The sequence below is a fragment of the Streptomyces sp. NPDC029044 genome (assembly GCF_040637495.1).
Taxonomy (GTDB): domain Bacteria; phylum Actinomycetota; class Actinomycetes; order Streptomycetales; family Streptomycetaceae; genus Streptomyces.
Genome location: NZ_JBEZWN010000036.1, coordinates 1 through 21,712 on the forward strand (window position 1 = coordinate 1; position 21,712 = coordinate 21,712).

20 protein-coding genes are annotated in these 21,712 nt (G+C 72.3%); 7 read left to right on the forward strand and 13 right to left on the reverse strand.

Annotated elements, in window-relative coordinates:
• Positions 1–756 precede the first annotated feature (756 nt).
• Positions 757–1,785 (forward strand): tryptophan--tRNA ligase, encoded by a 1,029-nt coding sequence (gene trpS, locus AB0E85_RS25395; protein WP_361931350.1) that lies wholly within the window; start codon positions 757–759, stop codon positions 1,783–1,785.
• A gap of 39 nt (positions 1,786–1,824) precedes the next feature.
• Here the strand turns inward: trpS and proC are convergent, their stop codons facing one another.
• From proC to AB0E85_RS25420, 5 genes are all read right to left on the reverse strand, one after another.
• A complete protein-coding gene (gene proC, locus AB0E85_RS25400) occupies positions 1,825–2,637 on the reverse strand; it encodes a pyrroline-5-carboxylate reductase (protein WP_361931353.1) in 813 nt (270 codons plus the stop codon).
• 106 nt (positions 2,638–2,743) lie between these two features.
• Positions 2,744–3,523 (reverse strand): ABC transporter permease, encoded by a 780-nt coding sequence (locus tag AB0E85_RS25405; protein WP_361931356.1) that lies wholly within the window; start codon positions 3,521–3,523, stop codon positions 2,744–2,746.
• Positions 3,520–4,350 carry an ABC transporter ATP-binding protein gene (locus AB0E85_RS25410; RefSeq protein ID WP_361931359.1) on the reverse strand — a complete coding sequence of 277 codons (831 nt, stop codon included), beginning with the start codon at positions 4,348–4,350 and terminating at the stop codon, positions 3,520–3,522. Before AB0E85_RS25410 ends, AB0E85_RS25405 begins: the two co-directional genes overlap by 4 nt.
• 66 nt (positions 4,351–4,416) lie before the next feature.
• On the reverse strand, positions 4,417–5,250 hold the full coding sequence (locus tag AB0E85_RS25415; protein ID WP_361931362.1) for a class I SAM-dependent methyltransferase: 834 nt from the start codon (positions 5,248–5,250) through the stop codon (positions 4,417–4,419).
• Positions 5,251–5,407: 157 nt separating this feature from the next.
• The gene (locus AB0E85_RS25420) at positions 5,408–6,010 is read right to left on the reverse strand and encodes a dihydrofolate reductase family protein (RefSeq protein WP_361931364.1); all 603 of its coding nucleotides are present in this window, start codon (positions 6,008–6,010) and stop codon (positions 5,408–5,410) included.
• A 73-nt stretch (positions 6,011–6,083) separates the two neighbouring features.
• Here AB0E85_RS25420 and AB0E85_RS25425 point away from each other — a divergent pair, with 73 nt between their 5' ends.
• Positions 6,084–6,662, forward strand: coding sequence for a TetR family transcriptional regulator (locus AB0E85_RS25425; protein ID WP_361931366.1), 579 nt, complete (start codon positions 6,084–6,086; stop codon positions 6,660–6,662).
• Positions 6,663–6,686: 24 nt separating this feature from the next.
• Here AB0E85_RS25425 and AB0E85_RS25430 read toward each other — a convergent pair whose 3' ends face one another.
• Complete coding sequence (locus AB0E85_RS25430; RefSeq protein WP_361931368.1) at positions 6,687–7,187, reverse strand: EamA/RhaT family transporter; 501 nt, start codon at positions 7,185–7,187, stop codon at positions 6,687–6,689.
• Positions 7,188–7,229: 42 nt separating this feature from the next.
• Entirely contained in the window at positions 7,230–7,556 is a 327-nt protein-coding gene (locus AB0E85_RS25435) for an SH3 domain-containing protein (protein WP_361931371.1), read from the reverse strand.
• A gap of 183 nt (positions 7,557–7,739) precedes the next feature.
• Between AB0E85_RS25435 and AB0E85_RS25440 the strand changes: the two genes are divergently transcribed.
• Complete coding sequence (locus AB0E85_RS25440) at positions 7,740–9,851, forward strand: serine/threonine-protein kinase (RefSeq protein WP_361931373.1); 2,112 nt, start codon at positions 7,740–7,742, stop codon at positions 9,849–9,851.
• A gap of 61 nt (positions 9,852–9,912) precedes the next feature.
• Here AB0E85_RS25440 and ilvD read toward each other — a convergent pair whose 3' ends face one another.
• The 4 genes from ilvD to AB0E85_RS25460 all read right to left on the reverse strand — a co-directional run bounded on the left by ilvD (position 9,913) and on the right by AB0E85_RS25460 (position 14,374).
• The gene (gene ilvD, locus AB0E85_RS25445) at positions 9,913–11,766 is read right to left on the reverse strand and encodes a dihydroxy-acid dehydratase (RefSeq protein ID WP_361931376.1); all 1,854 of its coding nucleotides are present in this window, start codon (positions 11,764–11,766) and stop codon (positions 9,913–9,915) included.
• Between the two features lie 139 nt (positions 11,767–11,905).
• Positions 11,906–12,538, reverse strand: a complete 633-nt coding sequence (locus AB0E85_RS25450; protein ID WP_361931379.1) for a TetR family transcriptional regulator — start codon at positions 12,536–12,538, stop codon at positions 11,906–11,908.
• Positions 12,535–13,359, reverse strand: a complete 825-nt coding sequence (locus AB0E85_RS25455; RefSeq protein WP_184560907.1) for a sugar phosphate isomerase/epimerase — start codon at positions 13,357–13,359, stop codon at positions 12,535–12,537. Before AB0E85_RS25455 ends, AB0E85_RS25450 begins: the two co-directional genes overlap by 4 nt.
• A gap of 82 nt (positions 13,360–13,441) precedes the next feature.
• Positions 13,442–14,374, reverse strand: coding sequence for a Ppx/GppA phosphatase family protein (locus AB0E85_RS25460; protein ID WP_361931381.1), 933 nt, complete (start codon positions 14,372–14,374; stop codon positions 13,442–13,444).
• Positions 14,375–14,457: 83 nt separating this feature from the next.
• Between AB0E85_RS25460 and AB0E85_RS25465 the strand changes: the two genes are divergently transcribed.
• Complete coding sequence (locus AB0E85_RS25465; protein ID WP_361931383.1) at positions 14,458–15,267, forward strand: hypothetical protein; 810 nt, start codon at positions 14,458–14,460, stop codon at positions 15,265–15,267.
• 6 nt (positions 15,268–15,273) lie between these two features.
• On the opposite strand, the gene AB0E85_RS25470 is transcribed toward AB0E85_RS25465, so the two are convergent.
• Positions 15,274–17,004 carry a hypothetical protein gene (locus AB0E85_RS25470; RefSeq protein ID WP_361931386.1) on the reverse strand — a complete coding sequence of 577 codons (1,731 nt, stop codon included), beginning with the start codon at positions 17,002–17,004 and terminating at the stop codon, positions 15,274–15,276.
• Positions 17,005–17,201: 197 nt separating this feature from the next.
• Here AB0E85_RS25470 and radA point away from each other — a divergent pair, with 197 nt between their 5' ends.
• Both radA and disA read left to right on the forward strand, forming a co-directional pair.
• A complete protein-coding gene (gene radA / locus AB0E85_RS25475; protein ID WP_234850027.1) occupies positions 17,202–18,611 on the forward strand; it encodes a DNA repair protein RadA in 1,410 nt (469 codons plus the stop codon).
• An 80-nt stretch (positions 18,612–18,691) separates the two neighbouring features.
• Complete coding sequence (disA, locus tag AB0E85_RS25480) at positions 18,692–19,816, forward strand: DNA integrity scanning diadenylate cyclase DisA (protein ID WP_031104906.1); 1,125 nt, start codon at positions 18,692–18,694, stop codon at positions 19,814–19,816.
• Between the two features lie 180 nt (positions 19,817–19,996).
• Here disA and AB0E85_RS25485 read toward each other — a convergent pair whose 3' ends face one another.
• Entirely contained in the window at positions 19,997–20,866 is an 870-nt protein-coding gene (locus tag AB0E85_RS25485; RefSeq protein WP_361931389.1) for a hypothetical protein, read from the reverse strand.
• Between the two features lie 175 nt (positions 20,867–21,041).
• On the opposite strand from AB0E85_RS25485, the gene AB0E85_RS25490 reads away from it, so the two are divergent.
• Positions 21,042–21,683: a phosphatase PAP2 family protein gene (locus tag AB0E85_RS25490; protein ID WP_361931392.1), complete on the forward strand. Its 642-nt coding sequence runs from the start codon at positions 21,042–21,044 to the stop codon at positions 21,681–21,683.
• Positions 21,684–21,712 lie beyond the last annotated feature (29 nt).

Below are 21,712 nucleotides of genomic sequence, written 5' to 3' on the forward strand. Positions count from 1 at the left end.
CTGTGTTATTTCAAAGGAACCTCGACCATCGGTAGTCCGATGGACGGGGTATCAACATATCTGGCGTTGACTTTTGGCACGCTGTTGAGTTCTCAAGGAACGGTCGCTTCCTTTGTACTCACCCTCTCGGGCTTTCCTCCGGGCGCTTCCCTTCGGTCTTGCGTTTCCGACTCTATCAGATCTTTCCGACCCGATTTCCTCGGTGCTTTCCAGGTTCCCGCTTCCGCGTTTCCCTTTCCGGCGGTTCCGACTCTATCAGATCCTTTCGGGCCTGATCCCCGGTCAGCGGGGTTTGTCTTCGCGGCTGTTGGGCCGTTCCGACGAGTGAGACTTTAGCGGATTCCCCGGCTCCCGAGCGAATCGGGGGCCTCGTCCTTTCGAACGTGGATTCCTCATTCCGTAAATACACATGCCAATGAAGCGACGACAGACGTGCTGCGCGTCGAATAGTGGTGAGTACTTGCGGATTGGCTGCCCGGGGACCGACCGGGGTCGGCGCTCACGTCGGGCAACTCGGAGAACACTACGGATGGGGGTAGGGCGTGTCAACTCGGGGGCGGGCCGCACTCCGGCGGCGTACTCTGGGCCGTATGACGACGCGTACGTGCACCCGACTGTGGTGGGCCGCCTGACGGCGGCCGCTCTCACGTATGCACTCAGCGGCCGCCGCTTCGGCGGCCGTTTTTGTTTCCTCCTCCGGCACCACGGAGGGGCGGCCGCCCGGGGCGGCGGTCCCTACCAGGAGGTGGAGGAGAGATGACACGGGTCTTCAGTGGGATCAAGCCGACGGGGCATCTGACGCTGGGGAACTACCTGGGGGCCATGCGGCGGTGGGCCGCGGTCGACCAGCACGAGGCCGACGCCCTGTTCTGCGTCGTCGATCTGCACGCCCTGACCGTCGACCACGATCCCGCGCGGGTGCGCAGGCTGAGCCGGCAGTCGGCGACGCTGCTGCTGGCGGCCGGGCTGGATCCGGAGCTCTGCACGGTGTTCGTGCAGAGCCATGTGGACGAGCACGCCCGGCTGTCGTACGTGCTGGAGTGCGTGGCCACCGACGGTGAGATGCGGCGGATGATCCAGTACAAGGAGAAGGCCGCGCGGGAGCAGCGGCGGGGCGGGAGTGTGCGGCTGTCGCTGCTGACGTATCCCGTGCTGATGGCGGCGGACATCCTTGCGTACGGGGCCGGTGAGGTGCCGGTGGGAGACGATCAGCGGCAGCACGTGGAGCTGGCGCGGGATCTCGCCGTGCGGTTCAACCAGCGGTACGGGCACACATTTGTGGTGCCGCGGGCGACGCGGCCGGGGGTCGCGGCCCGGGTGATGAATCTTCAGGAGCCGGCGTCGAAGATGGGCAAGAGCGACGACGTGGGGCCGGGGATCGTCTATCTGCTGGACGAGCCGGACGTGGTGTGCAAGAAGGTCATGCGTGCCGTGACCGACAGCGGGCGGGAGGTCGTGTACGACCGGGAGGCCCGGCCGGGGCTCGCCAACCTGCTGGAGATCCTCGCGGCGTGCACGGGTGGGGAGCCCGAGCTGCTGAGTGGTGCGTACACCTCGTACGGGGACCTGAAGAAGGACACCGCGGAGGCGGTGGTCGAGGTGCTCCGGCCCTTGCAGGAGAGGCACAAGGAGTTGTGTACGGATCCCGCGTATGTGGAGGGGGTGCTGCGGGACGGGGCCGAGCGGGCCCGGGGGATGGCCCGGCCGACGGTGGATGCCGCGTATCGGGCGATCGGCTTGCTGCCGGCCGTGGCGGAGAGGGAGCCGGCCGGGGCCGGGGTGTGACGTGGCCGTGGGGGCGGGTGCCGGGCCCGCCCCCCGTGGTCAGCTGTTGTTGCCGGAGGCCAGGGCGCGGCTGCGGTCGCGGGCGGCTTCGAGGGCGGCGATGAGGGCGGCCCGTACGCCGTGGTTCTCCAGTTCGCGGATGGCGTTGATCGTCGTGCCGGCGGGGGACGTGACGTTCTCGCGGAGCTTGACGGGGTGTTCGCCGCTGTCGCGGAGCATCGTCGCGGCGCCGATGGCGGACTGGACGATCAGGTCGTGGGCCTTGTCGCGGGGCAGGCCGAGGAGGATGCCGGCGTCGGTCATGGCTTCGACCAGGTAGAAGAAGTAGGCCGGGCCGGAGCCGGAGAGGGCGGTGCAGGCGTCCTGCTGGGACTCGGGGACGCGGAGTGTCTTGCCGACGGCGCCGAAGATCTCCTCGGCGTGGGCGAGGTGGTCGGCGGTGGCGTGGGTGCCGGCGGAGATGACGGACATGGCCTCGTCGACCAGGGCCGGGGTGTTCGTCATGACGCGGACGACCGGGGTGCCGGGGGCGAGGCGCTCCTCGAAGTAGGCCGTGGGGATGCCGGCGGCGCCGCTGATGACCAGGCGGTCGGCGGGGACGTGGGGGGCGAGCTCGTCGAGGAGGGTGCCCATGTCCTGCGGTTTCACCGTGAGGATCAGGGTGTCGGCGGTCTTGGCGGCTTCGGCGTTGGTGACCGGGGTGACGCCGTAACGGGTGCGGAGCTCTTCGGCTCGTTCCTGGCGGCGGGCGGTGACCAGGAGGTCGGACGGGGTCCAGCCGGCGCGGATCACTCCGCTGAGCAGGGCTTCGCCGATCTTGCCGGTGCCGAGGACTGCGACTTTCTGGGTCATGGCGCGGGATGCCTCCGAAGGGTGCGTCGTCCGGAATCCATCCTCGCACCGGGGGGCAGTGGGCGGCTCGGGTGTCCGCTGGGCGGGATGTCGCGCGCCGGGGTGGCTATGCCGTCCGGCGCCTGAGGGTGGCCGCGCCCAGGGTCAGGACGAGGAGTGCGCAGCCCGCGACGATGAGGACGTCCCGGACGAACGTGGCCGTCATGTCCGTGTGGTGCAGGACCTCGTTCATCCCGTCGACGGCGTAGGACATGGGGAGGACGTCCGAGACGGCCTCCAGGGCGGGGTGCATGGCGTCGCGCGGGGTGAACAGGCCGCACAGGAGGAGCTGGGGGAAGATCACCGCCGGCATGAACTGGACCGCCTGGAATTCGGAGGCGGCGAAGGCCGAGACGAAGAGGCCGAGGGCCGTGCCGAGGAGGGCGTCGAGGAGGGCCACCAGGAGGAGGAGCCAGGGGCTGCCGGTGACGTCGAGGCCGAGGAACCAGACGGCGAGGCCCGTGGCCAGGGCGGACTGGATGATCGCGAGGGTGCCGAAGGCGAGGGCGTAGCCGGCGATGAGGTCGCCCTTGCCGAGGGGCATGGCGAGGAGGCGTTCGAGGGTGCCGGAGGTGCGTTCGCGCAGGGTGGCGATGGACGTCACCAGGAACATCGTGATCAGGGGGAAGATCCCGAGGAGGGACGCGCCGATGCTGTCGAAGGTGCGGGGGCTGCCGTCGAAGACGTAGCGCAGCAGGAACAGCATCACGCAGGGGATGAGGACCAGCAGCGCGATGGTGCGGGGGTCGTGGGTGAGCTGGCGGAGGACCCGGGCGGCGGTGGCGGTGGTGCGGGAGGCGCTCAGGGCCCTCGGTGGGGTGGCCGTCCCGGCCGGGGTGGTGGTCATCGGGTCGTCTCCTTCGTGCGGGCTGCTGCTTTCGCCTCGTCCACCAGGTGCAGGAAGGCCTCCTCGACGGTGGCGGCGCCGGTGCGGGTGCGCAGGGCGTCGGGGGTGTCGTCGGCGAGGAGCGTGCCGTCGCGCATGAGGAGGAGGCGGTGGCAGCGCTCGGCCTCGTCCATGACGTGGGAGGAGACGAGGAGGGTGGCGCCGCGGTCGGTCGCGAGGTCGTGGAAGAGGTTCCACAGGTCGCGGCGCAGCACGGGGTCGAGTCCGACGGTCGGTTCGTCGAGGACCAGGAGTTCGGGGGCGCCGAGGAGGGCGACGGCCAGGGAGACGCGGTTGCGCTGGCCGCCGGAGAGGTTGCCGGCGAGGGCGTCTGCGTGGGTGGTGAGGTCGACGTCGGCTATGGCGCGGGTGACGTCGGCTTCACGGCGGTCGGCGGCCGGGCGGCCGGGGTGGAGGATCGCGGCGAAGTAGTCGAGGTTCTGGCGGACGGTCAGGTCGTCGTAGACGGACGGGGCCTGGGTGACGTAGCCGATGCGGGTGCGCAGGGTGGGGTGGCCGGCGGGGTGGCCGAGGACGTCGAGGGTGCCGGCGACCTTGGCCTGGGTGCCGACGAGGGCGCGCATGAGGGTCGACTTGCCGCAGCCGGAGGGGCCGAGGAGGCCGGTGATCTGGCCCCGGGGGACGGTGAAGCCGAGGTCGCGCAGCACGGTGCGGGTCCCGCGGGTGACGGTGAGGTTCTCGGCGTGGACGGCTGGGGTGTCCGGTGTCGGCGTGCGGTCGGGGGTGGGGCCCGGGTGTGGTGAGCCCCCGGGAGCATTATTCATCATGCGATGAATAATGCTCCCGGGGGTCGGGCTCGTCAAGCGGCCGGGGGGCCTTGGGGCGGGTGCGCGTCAGGCCGGGGTCCCGGCGAGGAGGAGGACGACCTCGTAGACCTCCTCCACGACGCCGCCCGGGAAGGCCCGGAGGAGGTGCTCGCGCTCTTCGGCCAGGAACGACGCGGTGCGATCCGCACCGCCGACCAGGAAGACCGAGTGGCTGCCGATGTTGGCGAGGTGGGTGTCGACCGGGACGCGGCGGCTCCAGCGGACCGTGCGGCGGGTGAAGTCGAGGCGGCCGCTGGGGTCGGCGGTGCCGTAGTCGACGTTGCGCTTCTCGGCGGAGACGTCGATGCCGAAGTGACGGCTCATGCGGACGGCGGCTTCGGCGATCCAGGGGACGTCGAGGGCGTCGGTGTTCCACCACAGGGCCAGGGCCCCGCCGGGGCGCAGGACGCGCAGGGCTTCCGGGACCGCGCGGGCGGGGTCGGTCCAGTGCCAGGCCTGGGCGTAGGTGACGAGGTCGACGGAGGCGTCGGAGAGGGGGAGGTCGTCGCCCGTGCCGCGGACGACCGGGATCGCGGGCAGACAGCGGCGGAACTGGGCCGCCATGCCGTCACCGGGTTCCACGGCGACGACGTCCGCGCCGCGTGCGTGCAGGAGGGCGGTGGCGATGCCGGTGCCGGCGCCGATGTCCGCGACGCGGGCGCCGGCGAGGGGGCGTCCGGTCAGGTCCTCGATCGCGTCGAAGAGGGCCGGGGGGTAGGAGGGGCGGTTGGCGGCGTACTGGGCCGCGGCGGCGTTGAAGGAGTGGGCTCGGGCGCTTCGGGTGGGCTCGGGGGTCTTGGCAGGGGGGTCGGGGGTCGGGTCGGCTCCGGCGGGGTGGTGGGCGGAGGGCGATGCGGTCATACGGCCATGGTGGCCGGGGGCGGGGTGGAGTGCGGTGAGATTTCGGTGAGATCGGCGGGGGGGGGCCGGGCGGATCTCTTTCGGCAAGGCTCTGCTGCCCGAGCGGATGCCGAAGTGGGGTGGGTGGTCGGGCCGTTCGGGAGTCGAGAGCTCGTGATCAATACTCTTGGCGGCGGGTGAGGCGGGTGAGGGTGACGCCGCTGGGGAAGGCGGTGCGCTCGGCGACCTCGAAGACGGTGGGGTCGAAGGCGCCGTCGAAAGCCGGTACTCCGGCACCGGCGACCACCGGGTAGTGCTTGACGATCAGTTCGTCGATCTCGGGCAGGAGGGCGCCTGCGAGCTTGCCGCCGCCGCAGAGCCATACGTTCAGGGCGGTGTCCTCATCCTTCTTCAGTGCGCGGACCAGGCCGAGGGGGTCGCCCGGGACGACGGTGACGGCGGGGTCGGCGTCGGGCCGGAGCGTGCTGGACACCACGTACTGGCGCAGGTGCGCGTAAGGGCTGGTGACCCCTTGTTCGAAGGGGGCGCGGTAGGTGCCGAGGCCCATGACGACGGTGTCGAAGTACCGGTTGGGGGTGTCGGCGAGGCCGGCGGCGGCGCGGTAGGCGGTCGGGACCGTCTCGGGGTACAGGGAGTTGGCCCAGGCGCTGTAGGCGGCGCTCTGCCGTTCGTCGCCGGAGGGGAAGAAGTCGTATTCGCCGTCGGGGCCGGCGATGCGGCCGTCGAGCGTGACGGCGATGTAGTACACGAGCTTTCGCATCTCTCTCATAACTCCATTCGTAGTACTCTCCTTGCAGTGGTTTGAACGTAGTACTACAACTGGAGTGGTGTCAATGGTGCGACGGAACGACCAGCGGCGTGCCGCGCTCGTCGACGCGGCGATCGAAGTACTGGCCAGGGAGGGTGCGCGGGGTCTGACGTTCCGGGCGGTGGACGCCGAGGCCGCCGTACCGGCGGGGACCGCGTCCAACTACTTCGCCAACCGGGACGACCTCCTCACCCAGGCCGGCGCCCGGGTCTACGAGCGGCTCCAGCCCGACGACGCGACGATCGCCCGGCAGCGGGACGCCGGCCGCGACCGGGAGACCTACGTGGTGCTGATGAGGGAGCTCGTCGGCCGCGTCGCCGCGTTCCGCACCGGCTACCTCGCCCTGCTCGAACTGCGCCTGGAGGCCACACGCCGTCCCGAGCTGCGCACGGTCCTCACCGAGCGGGTTCGCGCGGACGTCGACGCCAACGTCGCGTACCACGAGGCCTCCGGCCTGCCCGGCGACGCCATGGCCGTCAAGCTGCTCATGCTCACGCTGAACTGGCTGATCGTCGAGCAGCTCACCCTGCCGGACGTCTTCACCGAGGCGGAGCGCGAAGAACTGGTGGCGGCGGCGGTGGAGCGCATCGTGGCGGAGCGGTAGGCGGCAGGGCTCCGCCGGTGGCGGCTACCCGCGGCGGCGGTTCTTCGGGTTGCCCGAGCGGCGGGTCGTGCGCTTCTCGTACTGCCTTCGGGCCTCTTCGTACTCCTCGCGGTGGAGCCTCTCACCGGGGGCCTCGGTGAGGGAGCGGAAGAAGTAGGCAAGGAGCGAGCCGACGAAGCCGATGGTCAGGAGGCCGCGCAGGGACGCCTGGCGGTCCGGGTCGGGGCGGCGGGTGAAGCCGTCCCAGGTGTGACGGAAGGCCATCGCGCTGCAGATCGCGAACATCACGACCATGAGGAGCGTGACGAAGCCACCGATCGCGGCGATCTGGAGGCCCTGGTAGGCGAGGCGGAGGACGAGGCAGGAGGCGGCGGCCGCCGCGAGTGAGCCCACGGCCACGGCCGTGCGGCGGGCCGCGTAGCCGCTGTCGTGCTCGACCCAGGTGGTGCCGAAGAAGCGGATCGGCTCGGGGCGGGGGCCGGGGGAGCCCGCAGAGGCTGCCTGGGTGCGGGTGTCGTCGCTCACGCGTCGATTATGGCCCCGGGGTGACTGCGGGCTCCGGGCGGCTCAGCCGCAGCGCGGGCGGATGTAGCCGTCGCTGCCCGTCCGCACGTAGGCGTCCGAGACGTACTGGCCGCTGTCGATGTTGTCCCAGATGTTCGTCGTGCCGTACGGGCCCGTCACCGTGGTGCCCGGCGACTGGCAGTGGATCGGGACCTTCGCCCCCTCGGACAGGACGCGGACGACCGTGTAGTTGGTGCCGGGGCCGCTGCGGACGTTGACACGGACGCCCGGCGCGACCGAGTAGTAGCGCACGGCCGCGGTCCCGGCCTCGGCCGTGACCGCTTCCGTCACCTGGCCGCCCACTGTCTCTTCGACGCGGTCGACAGACATGAAAAACCTCCCCCGTTGCAACCCCATGACCGGCATGGGGCCCCGTTGATTCCCCTGAATCGCGCCATGAAACACCTGTGCGCGACTCGCACGCGGAGACTAGCAAGCCGCCTCTGTCACGAACGGCTCATCGACTAGGCTCCGTGCGTCGCGCGCGCGGACGAACAGCACGGGGGTGGTTCCATGGCGCCGCAGAGCAGCACCGGGGCGGGCGCGGAAGCGGAACTTCCCGAATACGCCGGCCACTACCGGCTGGAGACGACGCTCGGATCCGGGGGCATGGGCGTCGTGCACCTCGCGCGGAGCACCTCGGGGATGAAGCTCGCGGTGAAGGTCGTGCACGCCCAGTTCGCCAGGGATCCCGAGTTCAGGGGGCGGTTCCGGCAGGAGGTGGCGGCCGCGCGGAAGGTCAGCGGTGCCTTCACCGCGTCCGTCGTCGATGCCGACTCGGAAGCCGAACGGCCCTGGATGGCCACCCTGTTCATCCCCGGACCGACCCTGTCCGACCATGTGAAGCGGAACGGGCCCATGAGCCCCGCCGAGGTGCGCCGTCTGATGGCCGGACTGGCCGAGGCGCTGCGCGACATCCACCGGGTCGGCGTGGTGCACCGGGATCTCAAGCCCAGCAACGTGCTCCTCGCCGAGGACGGGCCCAAGGTCATCGACTTCGGGATCTCCCGGCCGAAGGACAGCGAACTGCGCACCGAGACGGGCAAGTTGATCGGAACGCCGCCGTTCATGGCGCCGGAGCAGTTCCGGCGCCCCCGCGAGGTGGGACCCGCCGCCGACGTCTTCGCGCTCGGGTCGGTGATGGTGCACGCCGCCACCGGCCGGGGGCCGTTCGACTCGGACAGCCCGTACGTCGTCGCCTACCAGGTCGTCCACGACGAGCCGGACCTGACCGGAGTGCCGGAGAACCTCGCGCCGCTCGTGGCGCGGTGTCTCGCCAAGGAGCCCGAGGACCGGCCGACGCCCGACGAGTTGATGCGGGAGCTGCGGTCGGTCGCGGCCTCGTACGACACGCAGGTCTTCATACCCCCGGAGCGCGCCGAGGAGGGGCCGGCGGAGCCCACCCCCGAGGCGCCGGCTGCCGGGACGCCGGTGCGTGAAGGGTCCGGTCGGCTGCGGAAACGCGGGGCCGTGGTGGCCGGGACCCTGGGACTGGCGGTCGCCGGGGTACTGGCGGTGGTAGGTCTGCCCGGGGGTGCGGAGCCGGCGCGGGAGGTCGCCTCGCCGCGGACCACGGCCGCCGCGTTCTCCGGGTGGGAGGCGAAGCCGCTCGACGGCCGGAGCACGCCGCAGTGCTCGTACGCGGCGGACGCCGTGGTGTGCGCGCAGGAAGGGCTGGTGTTCGCGCGGGACGCCGTGGACGGGCGGCTGCTGTGGCGGCGGGCGCTGAAGGGCACCGCAGCGAGCGGGCCGCCGGCGGGGCCCCCGGTCGTGGCGGACGGCGAGGTGCTGGGCGGACTCGGTCAGGGGCGGGAACTCACGGCCGTCGACCTGGCGTCGGGCAGGGTGTCCCGGCAGGAGCTGCCGGCGTACGGCGGGCTGCGGGCCGTGGGGGGCATGGTGCTGCTCACCGGATCCGACGGCACGGTCAGCGGGGTGGAGGCCGCCTCGGGACGGGTGCGATGGAGGCACCGGGTGCCGGGACAGGACGTGCCGTACTTCCTCTCGTTCCCCGGCGACCGGCTGGCGTACGCGGTGAGCGTGTCCGGTGACGGAAGCCGGACGCGGGTGACGGCGGTGGATCCGCGGACGGGTGCGGTGCGGTGGCAGGCGGGGCTGGACGGCGCCCTGGAGGCCGTCGGGACGGCGGGCGGGTCGCTCGTGGCGGTGGCCGTCGACCCGGCGCGTGATGAGGCGCGGGCCGTCGTGCGCTACGACCCCCGCAGCCGCAGGAGCGTGCGGGTGCCGTTGCGTGTCCCCCTGGCACAGGCACAGGGCGGCGTGCGCGGGGACGTCGTCCATCTCATGGCGAGCGGCGGGGCGTTGACGGCCGTGGACCTCCGGGCGCGTGAGCAGGTGTGGACCCTGGAGACGGGGGTCGTGCGGGCGTCCAGGCCGGCGGCGGACGGCCGGCACGTGTACGTGAGCGCGCCCGACGGGCGCATGCTCGCCGTCGACGCCCGGCGGGGCAGGCTCGTCGGGCAGACACCGGTCCGGCTGGGTGAGCGCTCCGACCGGGTGCCGGCGTCCCTTCCCGAGCCCCTGGTCGTGGGCGACCGGGTCTACGGCAGTGCGCCGGACGGGAGCGTCTTCGCCGTGAACGGGCGCGATCCGGCGGCCTGGTAGCCGGTGGTCATACGCGAGGGCCGCCTCCCGGCGGGAGACGGCCCTCGGCGTGAGACGGGGATCAGCCCAGCTTCGACACGTCCCGCACCGCGCCCTTGTCCGCGCTGGTCGCCATCGCCGCGTAGGCGCGCAGCGCCGCCGAGACCTTGCGTTCGCGGTTCTTCGGGGCGTACACGCCGTTCAGCGCCTGGTCGCGGCGGGCCAGCTCGGCGTCGTCCACCAGCAGCTCGATGGAGCGGTTCGGGATGTCGATGCGGACCCGGTCGCCGTCCTCGACCAGGGCGATGGTGCCGCCCGCTGCCGCCTCGGGCGAGGCGTGGCCGATGGACAGGCCGGAGGTGCCGCCGGAGAAGCGGCCGTCCGTGACGAGCGCGCAGGTCTTCCCGAGGCCGCGGCCCTTGAGGTACGAGGTCGGGTAGAGCATCTCCTGCATGCCGGGGCCGCCCTTGGGGCCCTCGTAGCGGATGACGACGACGTCGCCGTCCTTGACCTGCTGGGTGAGGATCTTCTGGACGGCCTCCTCCTGCGACTCGCAGACGACCGCCGGGCCCTCGAAGGTCCAGATGGACTCGTCGACGCCGGCCGTCTTCACGACGCAGCCGTCCACGGCCAGGTTGCCCTTGAGGACGGCGAGGCCGCCGTCCTTGGAGTAGGCGTGCTCGGCGGAGCGGATGCAGCCGCCCTCGGCGTCCTCGTCCAGCGCCTCCCAGCGCTCGGACTGGGAGAAGGCCTCGGCGGAGCGGACGCAGCCGGGGGCCGCGTGCCACAGCTCGACGGCCTCGGCGGACGGGGAGCCGCCGCGCACGTCCCAGGTCTTCAGCCAGTCGGCGAGGGACGGGCTGTGCACGGAGTGCACGTCCTCGTTGAGCAGGCCCGCGCGGTGCAGCTCGCCGAGCAGGGCGGGGATCCCGCCGGCGCGGTGCACGTCCTCCATGTAGTACGTGCGGTCCTTGGCGACGTTCGGGGCGACCTTGGCCAGGCACGGCACGCGGCGCGAGACCGCGTTGATCTCGTCGAGGCCGAAGGGGACGCCCGCCTCCTGGGCGGCGGCCAGCAGGTGCAGGATCGTGTTGGTCGAGCCGCCCATGGCGATGTCGAGCGCCATGGCGTTCTCGAACGCCGCGAAGGAGGCCACGCTGCGGGGCAGGACCGTCTCGTCGTCCTGCTCGTAGTAGCGGCGGGTGATGTCCATGACCGTGTTGGCCGCGTTGACGTACAGCTGTTTGCGGGCCGTGTGCGTGGCCAGGACCGAGCCGTTGCCCGGGAGGGACAGGCCGATGGCCTCGGTCAGGCAGTTCATCGAGTTGGCGGTGAACATGCCGGAACAGGAGCCGCAGGTCGGGCAGGCGTTCTCCTCGATGCGGAGGATGTCCTCGTCCGAGATCTTGTCGTTCACGGCGTCGGAGATCGCGTCGACCAGGTCGAGCGTGCGGACCGTGCCGTCGACCAGGGTGGCGCGGCCGGACTCCATCGGGCCACCGGAGACGAAGACCGTCGGGATGTTCAGCCGCAGGGCGGCGTTGAGCATGCCCGGGGTGATCTTGTCGCAGTTGGAGATGCAGATCAGGGCGTCGGCGCAGTGCGCCTCGACCATGTACTCCACGCTGTCCGCGATCAGGTCGCGGGAGGGCAGGGAGTAGAGCATGCCGCCGTGGCCCATGGCGATGCCGTCGTCGACGGCGATCGTGTTGAACTCGCGCGGGATGCCGCCGGCGGCGACGACCGCCTCGCTGACGATCCGGCCGACCGGCGCCAGGTGCGTGTGGCCGGGCACGAACTCGGTGAAGCTGTTGGCGACCGCGATGATCGGCTTGCGGCCGATGTCCCCGCCCGGTACACCGGAGGCGCGCATAAGGGCGCGGGCGCCCGCCATGTTGCGGCCGTGGGTGACTGTGCGGGACCTCAGCTCGGGCATCGTCGCTCGCTCCTTCAGAGACGGCGTCAGAGAGTTCGGAGATTTCTGACTGCTACCGAGCGTACGCCGGTCATCCAGTGGGCGGGACGCACTGTCCGGAATGCGGGACGGCTGTCTCGGAGCACGGCACCCGCAGGCCTTACGGATCGGTCAGGTGTCCCTGTACGACGGGTGCCAGCCGCGCGATGACCTGCTCCGGGTCCGCCGAGGCCAGCGGCTCGATCTTGAGGACGTACCGCAGGATCGCGGTGCCGACGAGCTGGGCGGCGGCGAGCTCGGCCCGCAGCTCGGCGTCCGGCAGCTCCAGCTGCCCGGCGATGCGGTGCAGCACCTGGGTGGCGATGATCCGCCGGAAGACGGCGGCCGCGGTGTCGGTGGTGAGGGCGGAGCGGACGATGGCGAGCAGGGGCGCGCGGGTCGCCGGGTTCTCCCAGACGCCGAAGAAGAAGCGGGCCAGGCGCTCCCCCACCCCGTCGAGCGGGCCCTCCTCGATGGCTTTCGGGGCCTGGAGCGCGGGTCCGAAGGACTGGGTGATCGCCGCCTCGAAGACCTGCTCCTTGGTGCCGAAGTAGTGGTGCACCAGGGCCGAGTCCACTCCGGCCGACTTGGCGATGCCGCGGACGGACGTCTTCTCGTAGCCGCGCTCGGAGAACTCGTCGCGGGCGGCGGTCAGGATGCGGTCGCGGGTGTCCGCCGACTCGGTGCGCGGGGGGCGGCCGCGGCGGCGGGCGGTGGTGCCGGACCCGCCGCCGGCCGGGGTCGCGCCGTTCATCGCCGCGGCACCTTCACCGCCGAGGCCAGATGCAGGCGGGTGAAGGCCAGCGCCTCCGCCAGATCGGCCTCACGCTCGGCGCTCGACATCGCGCGGCGGGTGTTGACCTCGATGACCACGTGCCCGTCGAAGCCGGTCAGGGCGAGGCGCTCCAGCACCTCGGCGCAGGGCTGGGTGCCGCGCCCGGGCACCAGGTGCTCGTCCTTGGCGGAACCCCGGCCGTCGGCGAGGTGGACGTGGCCGAGACGGTCCCCCATGCGGTCGACCATGTCCAGCGCGTCGGAGCGGGCCGTCGCGGTGTGGCTGAGATCGATCGTGAAGTGCCGGTAGTCGTCCTTCGTGACGTCCCAGTCGGGGGCGTACGCGAGCATCTCGCGGTCGCGGTAGCGCCAGGGGTACATGTTTTCGACGGCGAACCGTACGTCCGTCTCGTTCGCCATGCGCCAGATACCGGCGACGAAGTCCCGGGCGTACTGGCGCTGCCAGCGGAACGGGGGGTGGACGACGACGGTGGACGCGTCGAGCTTCTCGGCCGCCGCACGCGCCCGCTGGAGCTTGGTCCACGGGTCGGTGGACCACACGCGCTGCGTGATGAGCAGGCAGGGGGCGTGGACGGCGAGGATCGGGATCCGGTGGTAGTCGCTGAGTCTGCGCAGGGCCTCGATGTCCTGGCTGACCGGGTCGGTCCAGACCATGACCTCGACTCCGTCGTAGCCGAGGCGCGCGGCGATCTCGAAGGCCGTGGCCGTCGACTCCGGGTAGACCGAGGCCGTCGACAGGGCGACCTTCGCGTCCGGGATCTTTACGGCTGGCTCTGCCATGCAGGACAGATTACGGGGTGTGGTCGGGGTGGGGTGGGGGGCCTCTTCGCCGTTGTGGTGTTTGCCATAGGCGGGCCGGCCCCTACAGGGACTCCATGTGATCCAGGCGACGCAGGATCACGCCCTCGCGCAGCGCCCAGGGGCATATCTCCACGCGCTCCACGCCGAAGAGGTCCATCGCGGCCTCGGCCACCAGGGCGCCCGCCAGGAGCTGGCCGGCCCTGCCCTCCGAGACGCCGGGCAGCTCGGCGCGCTCCTGCTCGGTCATGGCGGCCAGGCGTGGGACCCAGCCCTCCAGGGACTCCCGCTTGAGCTCGCGCTGCACGTAGAGACCCTCGGCGGAGCGGGCCGCACCGGCGATGCGGGCCAGCTGCTTGAAGGTCTTCGACGTGGCCACGACGTGGTCGGGGGTGCCGAGGCGGCTGAACTCCCCGACCGTGCGGGCGATCTCGGTCCGCACGTGGCGGCGCAGGGCGCGCACGTCGTCCGGGTCGGGCGGGTCGCCGGGCAGCCAGCCGGCGGTGAGGCGGCCGGCGCCCAGCGGCAGCGAGGCGGCCGCGTCGGGCTCCTCGTCGATGCCGTAGGCGACCTCGAGGGAGCCGCCGCCGATGTCCAGGACCAGCAGCTTCCCGGCCGACCAGCCGAACCAGCGGCGGGCGGCGAGGAAGGTCAGCCGGGCCTCCTCGGAGCCGGTGAGGACCTGGAGCTCGACACCGGTCTCGGCGCGCACGCGTTCGAGGACGTCATCGGCGTTACGGGCCTCCCGGACGGCGGAGGTCGCGAACGGGAGAACCTCCTCGACGCCCTTGTCCTCGGCGGCCTGGAGCGCCTCCTTGATGACCGCAACCAGCCGGTCGACGCCGTGGGGGCCGATCGCGCCGTCGTCGTCGAGGAGCTGGGCGAGGCGCAGTTCCGCCTTGTGCGAGTGCGCGGGCAGCGGGCACGCGCCGGGGTGCGCGTCCACCACCAGCAGATGCACCGTGTTCGATCCCACGTCGAGGACACCGAGTCTCATGTACGGAACGCTACTGCCCGCGGGGCCGTCCGCCGTCCTCGGCTGGGGTACAAGGCCCGAGGCGGGGCCCGTACCCTGGAGGCGTGCCAAAGACGAAAAAGGCGAAGCGCGACAAATCACCGGCCGTCGTGGAGTCCGACGAGAAGGGCCTCGACTTCGCTCGCGCGTGGGTGGAGTTTCCCGATCCGGCGGACGACGAGCAGGTGTTCCGCTGCGATCTGACATGGCTGACCTCTCGCTGGAACTGCATCTTCGGCAGCGGCTGCCAGGGCATCCAGGCGGGCCGCGCGGATGACGGGTGCTGCACGTTGGGTGCCCACTTCTCCGACGAGGACGACGAGAAGCGCGTCGCCGAGCATGTGGCCAGGCTCACGCCGGACATCTGGCAGCACCATGCCGAGGGCACGCGGGGCGGCTGGGTCTCCGAGGACGAGGACGGTGAGCGGCAGACGCGGCCCTACCAGGGCTCGTGCATCTTCCAGAACCGGCCCGGCTTCGAGGGCGGCATGGGCTGCTCGCTGCACATCCTCGCCGTGAAGGAGGGCCGCGAGCCGCTGGAGACCAAGCCGGACGTCTGCTGGCAGCTGCCCGTGCGGCGGACGTACGAGTGGATCGACCGGCCCGACGACACGCGCGTCCTCCAGGTGTCGATCGGTGAGTACGACCGCCGCGGCTGGGGCCCGGGCGGCCACGACCTGCACTGGTGGTGCACGTCGGCGACCTCGGCGCACGGCGCCGGTGATCCCGTGTACGTCTCCTACCGGCCCGAGCTGATCGAGCTGATGGGCAAGGCAGGCTACGACCGGCTGGTCGAGCTGTGCGAGGAGCGGCTGGCCTCGCAGCTGCCGTTGCTGGCACCGCATCCCGCGGACCCCGTGCCTCCGGTGGCCTGAGGCCCGCTACGACGTGGCCGGGCTCGGGTCGCCGCTGTCCGACGGCGGTGGCGTCGAGCCCGTGGGGTCGGTCGGGGCCGGGTCCGTCGGCGTGGGTGTGGGGTCCGGGTCGGCCGACGGCGGCGGGGTGGTCGGCGTGGGGTCCGGGTCCGGGGCGGAGGTCGTGGGCGTCGGGTCGGGCTGGGTCGGGCTCGGGTCGCCCGGCCCGCCGGGACGCGGGCCCGGGCCGGGGCCGGAGGGACTGGGCGCGGCGCCGTAGCCCTCGATGTGCACGACGGCGCCCACCGGGGCGACCGCCACCTGCGCGCGCCAGGGGCCGGCGGGCTCCCGCAGGTGGTCGACGTACACCTTGATCGTCAACGACTCGCCGGGCCGGAGCGTTCCCGACGACTGGCTGAGGTAGAGCCAGTGGGCTCCCGTGGACGCGGACCAGCGGACCGGGGCCGGGCCGGTGGCGGTGAGGGTGACGAGGGTGGTGTCGCCGCTGTTGTCGGCCGTGACCTCCAGGGCGGTCTCCCGGCCGGCCCCCGCGACGCCGATGACCTCGACGGAGACGTCGGCCTTGCCGTCCTTGCCGAAGCGGGGGCCGGGCCGGGTGCTCGCGTTGCCGGTGTTCTCGTAGCCGCCGCCCGCCATCTCGCCGTCCAGGCCGAACGGGTCGTCCGCCTCGCGCGCGGAGGCCGAGCGGCCGTCCTGGCCCTCGCCGACCGGGGTGCCCCGGTAGGCGGCCCACAGGGCCAGCACGGGTGCGGCCACGACGGTGGCGACGACGGTCGTGGTGACGGCACGCGCGCGCAGGCGGTCCCGGCGGGCGGCGTGGTCCTTGGGGTCCATCGGGAAGCCGCGCCGGTCGAAGCGGGGTACGGCACCCCGGGCGCGCGGGAGGTGGGTCATGGCGACGTGCAGGGCCGCCCGGGGAGCCGGCAGGACGGGCAGTTCGGCGGGCGTGACGCTGGTGCCGGGCCAGCGGCCGGGGATGGCGCGCTCGGCGGTGCGGCGGCAGCGCGGGCAGTCGTCGACGTGCCGGACGAGTTCGGCCCGCAGGGCCGTGCCGAGCACGAGCCGGTCGTCGCCGGCGAGGTGCGCGACGCTCGGACACGCCCCGGTCTCCACCACGGCGAGGGCCGCACGCGTGCGTTCCACCTCGCAGGCGGCGGAGGCGAGCAGATCACGGGCGGCGTCCGGGCCCATGCCGAGGACGGCGGCGACCTCGCGGGCGGCGAGGTGGTGGCGCACGGCCAGTTCGAGCGCCTCGCGCTGCTCCGGGGTGGTGCCGGCGGCCTCCGGCCAGGCCAGCAGGGCCAGTTCCTTACGGCGCCGCTCTTGGACCTCCTCGGAGGGGGCCGGGGCGGCCGGACGGTCGGCGCGCTGCCGGTCGGCGCGGCCCGCGGCATGGCTGCTCTGACGTTTCTGCTTGGCCTCGGCCAGCTTGCGCAGGCACGCCCAGCGGGCCAGCGCGTACATCCAGGCCCTGCGGTCCGCGGGTGCCTGCGGGAGGTGCCGGCCGCGGCGTTCGGCGAGGGCGAGCACGTCGCCCAAGGCGGCGGTCGCGGCCTCGTGGTCGCACAGCACGGACAGGCAGTAGGTGAACAGGCCGTCCAGGTAGGGCTCGTAGCGCGCGGGCGGCCGCTGCGCCAGCGTGCGCGCCGCCCCGCGGTCACGCGCTTCCCGGTGTGCCCGGTGTGCGCCGGCCGTGCGGGTGGAGCGGGTCGAGATCTCCGGAGTACTGCTCATCATTCGGCGACCGTAGGGGGCCGGGAGTGGCACCTTCAGGCGGCTTGAGCACATTTAATCCGTACGGGTGAAACGATCCCTCAATCGGGGACATGAACCGGTGGTTCCGCCGCTGGCGGAGGGTGGCGGACCCCTGGCGCGCAGGTGGCCGCCGTCGGCCGGCCCCCGAGATGTCAGTGCCTGCGGCTACGGTTTCGTCCATGGCTGCCCGTACGAAGACCACCAAGGACCGCCCGTCCTACCGCTGCACGGAGTGCGGCTGGCAGACGGCGAAGTGGCTCGGCCGCTGCCCCGAGTGCCAGGCCTGGGGGACGGTCGAGGAGTACGGCGCGCCCGCGGTGCGGACGACGACACCGGGCCGGGTCACCACCTCCGCCCTGCCCATCGGCCAGGTGGACGGCCGCCAGGCCACCGCCCGCCCCACCGGCGTGCCCGAGCTGGACCGCGTGCTCGGCGGCGGACTGGTCCCCGGCGCGGTGGTGCTGGTCGCGGGCGAGCCGGGCGTCGGCAAGTCGACGCTCCTGCTGGACGTGGCGGCCAAGTCCGCGAGCGACGAGCACCGCACCCTGTACGTCACGGGTGAGGAGTCGGCGAGCCAGGTCCGGCTGCGCGCCGACCGCATCGGCGCCATCGACGACCACCTGTACCTCGCGGCCGAGACGGATCTGGCGGCGGTGCTGGGCCACTTGGACGCGGTGAAGCCGTCCCTGCTGATCATGGACTCGGTGCAGACGGTCGCCTCCCCGGAGATCGACGGCGCACCCGGCGGCATGGCCCAGGTGCGGGAGGTCGCGGGGGCGCTCATCCGGGCCTCCAAGGAACGCGGCATGTCCACGCTGCTCGTGGGCCACGTCACCAAGGACGGCGCGATCGCCGGCCCCCGTCTGCTGGAGCACCTGGTGGACGTCGTCCTGCACTTCGAGGGCGACCGGCACGCCCGCCTGCGCCTGGTGCGCGGCGTCAAGAACCGCTACGGCACCACCGACGAGGTCGGCTGCTTCGAGCTGCACGACGAGGGCATCACGGGCCTCGCCGACCCGAGCGGACTCTTCCTGACCCGCCGGGCCGAACCGGTCCCGGGCACCTGCCTGACCGTCACCCTCGAAGGCCGCCGCCCGCTGGTCGCCGAGGTCCAGGCGCTCACGGTCGACTCCCAGATCCCCTCCCCGCGCCGCACCACCTCGGGCCTGGAGACCTCCCGCGTCTCGATGATGCTCGCGGTGCTGGAACAGCGCGGGCGGATCAGCGCCTTGGGCAAAAGGGACATCTACTCCGCGACGGTCGGCGGTGTGAAGCTCTCGGAGCCCGCCGCCGACCTGGCCGTCGCCCTCGCCCTGGCGAGCGCGGCGAGTGACACACCTCTCCCCAAGAACCTCGTCGCGATCGGCGAAGTGGGCCTCGCGGGCGAGGTGAGACGGGTCACTGGCGTGCAGCGCAGACTGGCGGAAGCCCACCGTCTGGGCTTCACACATGCCCTGGTACCGGCCGATCCGGGCAAGGTCCCGCCGGGCATGAAGGTCCTGGAAGTCGCGGACATAGGGGACGCCCTGCGGGTCCTTCCCCGCTCCCGTCGCAGAGAGGCCCCACAGGACGAGGAGGGTCGCCGGTAGACTTTGCCCTGGTCTCGCCCGTCCGTGCGAACCGAGCGCGCGACACGGGGGCGCCCAGAACCTGCGACCGGAGGAGTGCAGTGGCAGCCAACGACCGGGCATCAGCTCCCGGAAAGTCCGGTGGGAGTGCCGGTACCGATGGCCTGATGCGCGCCTCCCTGAGCGCCGTGGCACCCGGCACCGCCCTGCGTGACGGCTTGGAGCGGGTACTCCGCGGCAACACCGGCGGGCTCATAGTGCTCGGCTCCGACAAGACGGTCGAGGCGCTGTGCAGCGGCGGTTTCGTGCTGGACGTCGAGTTCACCGCGACCCGGCTGCGCGAGCTGTGCAAGCTGGACGGCGGCATCGTGCTGTCCTCGGACCTGTCGAAGATCCTGCGCGCCGGCGTGCAGCTGGTCCCGGACCCGACGATCCCGACGGAGGAGACCGGCACCCGGCACCGCACCGCGGACCGCGTGAGCAAGCAGGTCGGCTTCCCGGTGGTCTCCGTCTCCCAGTCGATGCGGCTGATCGCCCTGTACGTCGACGGCCAGCGCCGCGTCCTGGAGGACTCGGCGGCGATCCTGTCCCGCGCCAACCAGGCGCTCGCCACCCTGGAGCGCTACAAGCTCCGCCTCGACGAGGTCGCGGGCACGCTGTCGGCGCTGGAGATCGAGGACCTGGTGACCGTCCGGGACGTCTCGGCGGTCGCCCAGCGCCTGGAGATGGTGCGCCGCATCGCCACGGAGATCGCCGAGTATGTGGTGGAGCTGGGCACGGACGGCCGGCTGCTGGCCCTCCAGCTCGACGAGCTGATCGCGGGCGTGGAGCCCGAGCGCGAGCTGGTCGTGCGGGACTACGTCCCCGAGCCGACGGCCAAGCGCTCCCGCACGGTCGACCAGGCCCTCGCCGAACTCGACGCCCTCACCCACGCCGAGCTGCTTGAACTGTCCACGGTGGCCCGGGCGTTGGGCTACACCGGCGCGCCCGAGACGCTGGACTCGGCGGTTTCCCCCCGCGGGTACCGTCTCCTCGCCAAGGTGCCCCGGCTCCCCGGCGCGATCATCGACCGCCTCGTCGAGCACTTCGGCGGACTTCAGAAGCTGCTCGCCGCGAGCGTCGACGACCTCCAGACGGTGGACGGCGTGGGCGAGGCCCGGGCGCGCAGCGTCCGTGAGGGGCTGTCGCGGCTGGCGGAGTCGTCGATCCTTGAGCGGTACGTGTAGCGCGCAGGACACCCTGTTCGCAACGGCTGAGGGCGGTACCCGGCAAGGGGTACCGCCCTCGTGCGTTTCCGCCGCTGTTCTCTGGTGCCGCCTCTGTCTGCCGCTGTTCTCCGGCGCCGCCTCTGTCTGCCGCCGTCTCGGCCGCCTGCGCAGGGGCCGGCCGTCTCTGCCGGCCGTGTGCTAGTCCGCCGAGAGCACGAACGACGTCTGCACCTTCGCGAAGCCCGGGGCCTTGGCTTCCACCAGATACGTGCCCGCCCCGGCCGAACCCGCCGGAGGCGTGGCGCACTCGGGGGCACTCGGCTTGCGGTCCCACTTCACGGTGTAGGTGATGCCGCTGCCGGCGGCGACCCGGTACAGCTGGTGCGCGGCGGCCTTGGGGCAGTCCCCGGAGGACCAGTAGTCGTCGTCGCTGCTCGCCGGGGCGATCGTGAACACCGCGTTCTTCGGCCCGAGATCGATCTTGCAGTCGCTGCCGGAGACGTTCCGAGCGGTCAGCAGGAAGGTGGGCGTCTGCTCGGGGTCGTAGGTGTTGTGCCGGCTGCGCAGGCTGAACTTGACCGCGCTCGCGGTGCAGTTGGGCAAGGTGGAGCCGGCCGGCAGGGTGTCACCCGCGCCGACGCCGCCCGCGGAGGCGCCGCTCCCCGAGCCGCCGGAGCCGCCCGCGCCCTCGGAACCGCCCGCGCCGGAACCGTCACCGGAGCCCGAGCCGGAACCGTCCCCCGCCCCGTCCCCCGGGCCGTCACCGGAGCCGTCACCCGAGCCGTCACCGGACCCCGACGAGGAGCCGCCGGAACCGCCGTCGCCCGACTCGTCGCGTCCGCCGGGCGCTTGACTGATGGCCGGGCCCGAACTGGACGGGCCGGGTGTGATGGAGGGCGCGGGATTCTTGCCGTTGGCGCCGTTGTCGCGGTCCTCGCCGCCCCCGCCCATCATCACGATCCAGGTGGTCAGCAGCGCCAACACGGCGACCACAGACACCAGTACGACCCTCCGACGCCAGTAGATGGAGGAGGGAAGCGGCCCGACCGGATTGCGCAGAGATCCCACGGCGCAAACCTTACGAGAGATCGGCGCGTTCGCCGGTCCCACCCGCCGCTCGAAGCCACAACTTTTCCGGATCATCATTTCGGAATCCCGGCCCCCACCCCTGACTTCCGTCAGGTACGGAACCCGACGATCGCTGGGTGTGACGATATGAGCCCGCCGTCTACCGTCCGTGACCATGAACTCCGAGGACACCGCGCTCTACCGCGACATCACCGACTTCGCGCACGACACCCCGAACTGGGTACAGCAAGGCGCCGAGACATGGACGGAGGCCGGACTGCTGGTGTTCGCCGGGCTGTTCGCGACGGCCTGGTGGCGTGCGCGCCGGGGCAGCCCCCGCGCGTTCGCGATCGCGGCCCTTGCACCTCTGGCCACGGCCGTGGCCTATGTGTGCAGTGAGGTGCTCAAGTCCGCTGTCCAGGAGGAGCGTCCGTGCCGTGCGGTGGCCGGGGCCGCCGCGTCACTGGCCGCGTGTCCGCCGCACGGCGACTGGTCCTTCCCGTCCAACCACGCCACCATCGCGGGCGCCGCTGCGGTCTCCCTGGCCCTGGTGCGCCGCGCGCTGCTGTGGCTGACGGCCCCGCTCGCCCTGCTGATGGCGTACTCCCGGGTCTTCGTCGGGGTGCACTACCCGCACGACGTCATAGCGGGGTTGGCCCTCGGCACGCTCATCGCCCTGGTCGCCGTACGGCTGGGCAGGGGTCCGATGACGCGGCTGGCCGGAGCGATGCGCACCTCGTCGGCGCCGGCCGTGCGGTGGGCGCTGGGACCGGGCCCGGCGCCCGTCCCGCGGTACGAGACGCACGCGCGCCGGTGAGCCGTCACACACGGCGCACCGCCGCGCTC

Excerpts from the sequence above, each read along its gene's own strand:
- trpS (WP_361931350.1), top strand. The coding sequence starts at position 757 with ATGACACGGGTCTTCAGTGGGATCAAGCCGACGGGGCATCTGACGCTG.
- AB0E85_RS25420 (WP_361931364.1), bottom strand. The coding sequence starts at position 6,010 with ATGCGAAAGCTCGTGTACTACATCGCCGTCACGCTCGACGGCCGCATC.
- AB0E85_RS25470 (WP_361931386.1), bottom strand. The coding sequence starts at position 17,004 with ATGATGAGCAGTACTCCGGAGATCTCGACCCGCTCCACCCGCACGGCC.
- radA (WP_234850027.1), top strand. The coding sequence starts at position 17,202 with ATGGCTGCCCGTACGAAGACCACCAAGGACCGCCCGTCCTACCGCTGC.
- AB0E85_RS25460 (WP_361931381.1), bottom strand. The coding sequence starts at position 14,374 with ATGAGACTCGGTGTCCTCGACGTGGGATCGAACACGGTGCATCTGCTG.
- AB0E85_RS25490 (WP_361931392.1), top strand. The coding sequence starts at position 21,042 with ATGAACTCCGAGGACACCGCGCTCTACCGCGACATCACCGACTTCGCG.
- AB0E85_RS25405 (WP_361931356.1), bottom strand. The coding sequence starts at position 3,523 with ATGACCACCACCCCGGCCGGGACGGCCACCCCACCGAGGGCCCTGAGC.
- proC (WP_361931353.1), bottom strand. The coding sequence starts at position 2,637 with ATGACCCAGAAAGTCGCAGTCCTCGGCACCGGCAAGATCGGCGAAGCC.
- AB0E85_RS25425 (WP_361931366.1), top strand. The coding sequence starts at position 6,084 with ATGGTGCGACGGAACGACCAGCGGCGTGCCGCGCTCGTCGACGCGGCG.
- AB0E85_RS25455 (WP_184560907.1), bottom strand. The coding sequence starts at position 13,359 with ATGGCAGAGCCAGCCGTAAAGATCCCGGACGCGAAGGTCGCCCTGTCG.
- AB0E85_RS25415 (WP_361931362.1), bottom strand. The coding sequence starts at position 5,250 with ATGACCGCATCGCCCTCCGCCCACCACCCCGCCGGAGCCGACCCGACC.
- AB0E85_RS25450 (WP_361931379.1), bottom strand. The coding sequence starts at position 12,538 with ATGAACGGCGCGACCCCGGCCGGCGGCGGGTCCGGCACCACCGCCCGC.
- ilvD (WP_361931376.1), bottom strand. The coding sequence starts at position 11,766 with ATGCCCGAGCTGAGGTCCCGCACAGTCACCCACGGCCGCAACATGGCG.
- AB0E85_RS25410 (WP_361931359.1), bottom strand. The coding sequence starts at position 4,350 with ATGATGAATAATGCTCCCGGGGGCTCACCACACCCGGGCCCCACCCCC.
- AB0E85_RS25440 (WP_361931373.1), top strand. The coding sequence starts at position 7,740 with ATGGCGCCGCAGAGCAGCACCGGGGCGGGCGCGGAAGCGGAACTTCCC.
- AB0E85_RS25435 (WP_361931371.1), bottom strand. The coding sequence starts at position 7,556 with ATGTCTGTCGACCGCGTCGAAGAGACAGTGGGCGGCCAGGTGACGGAA.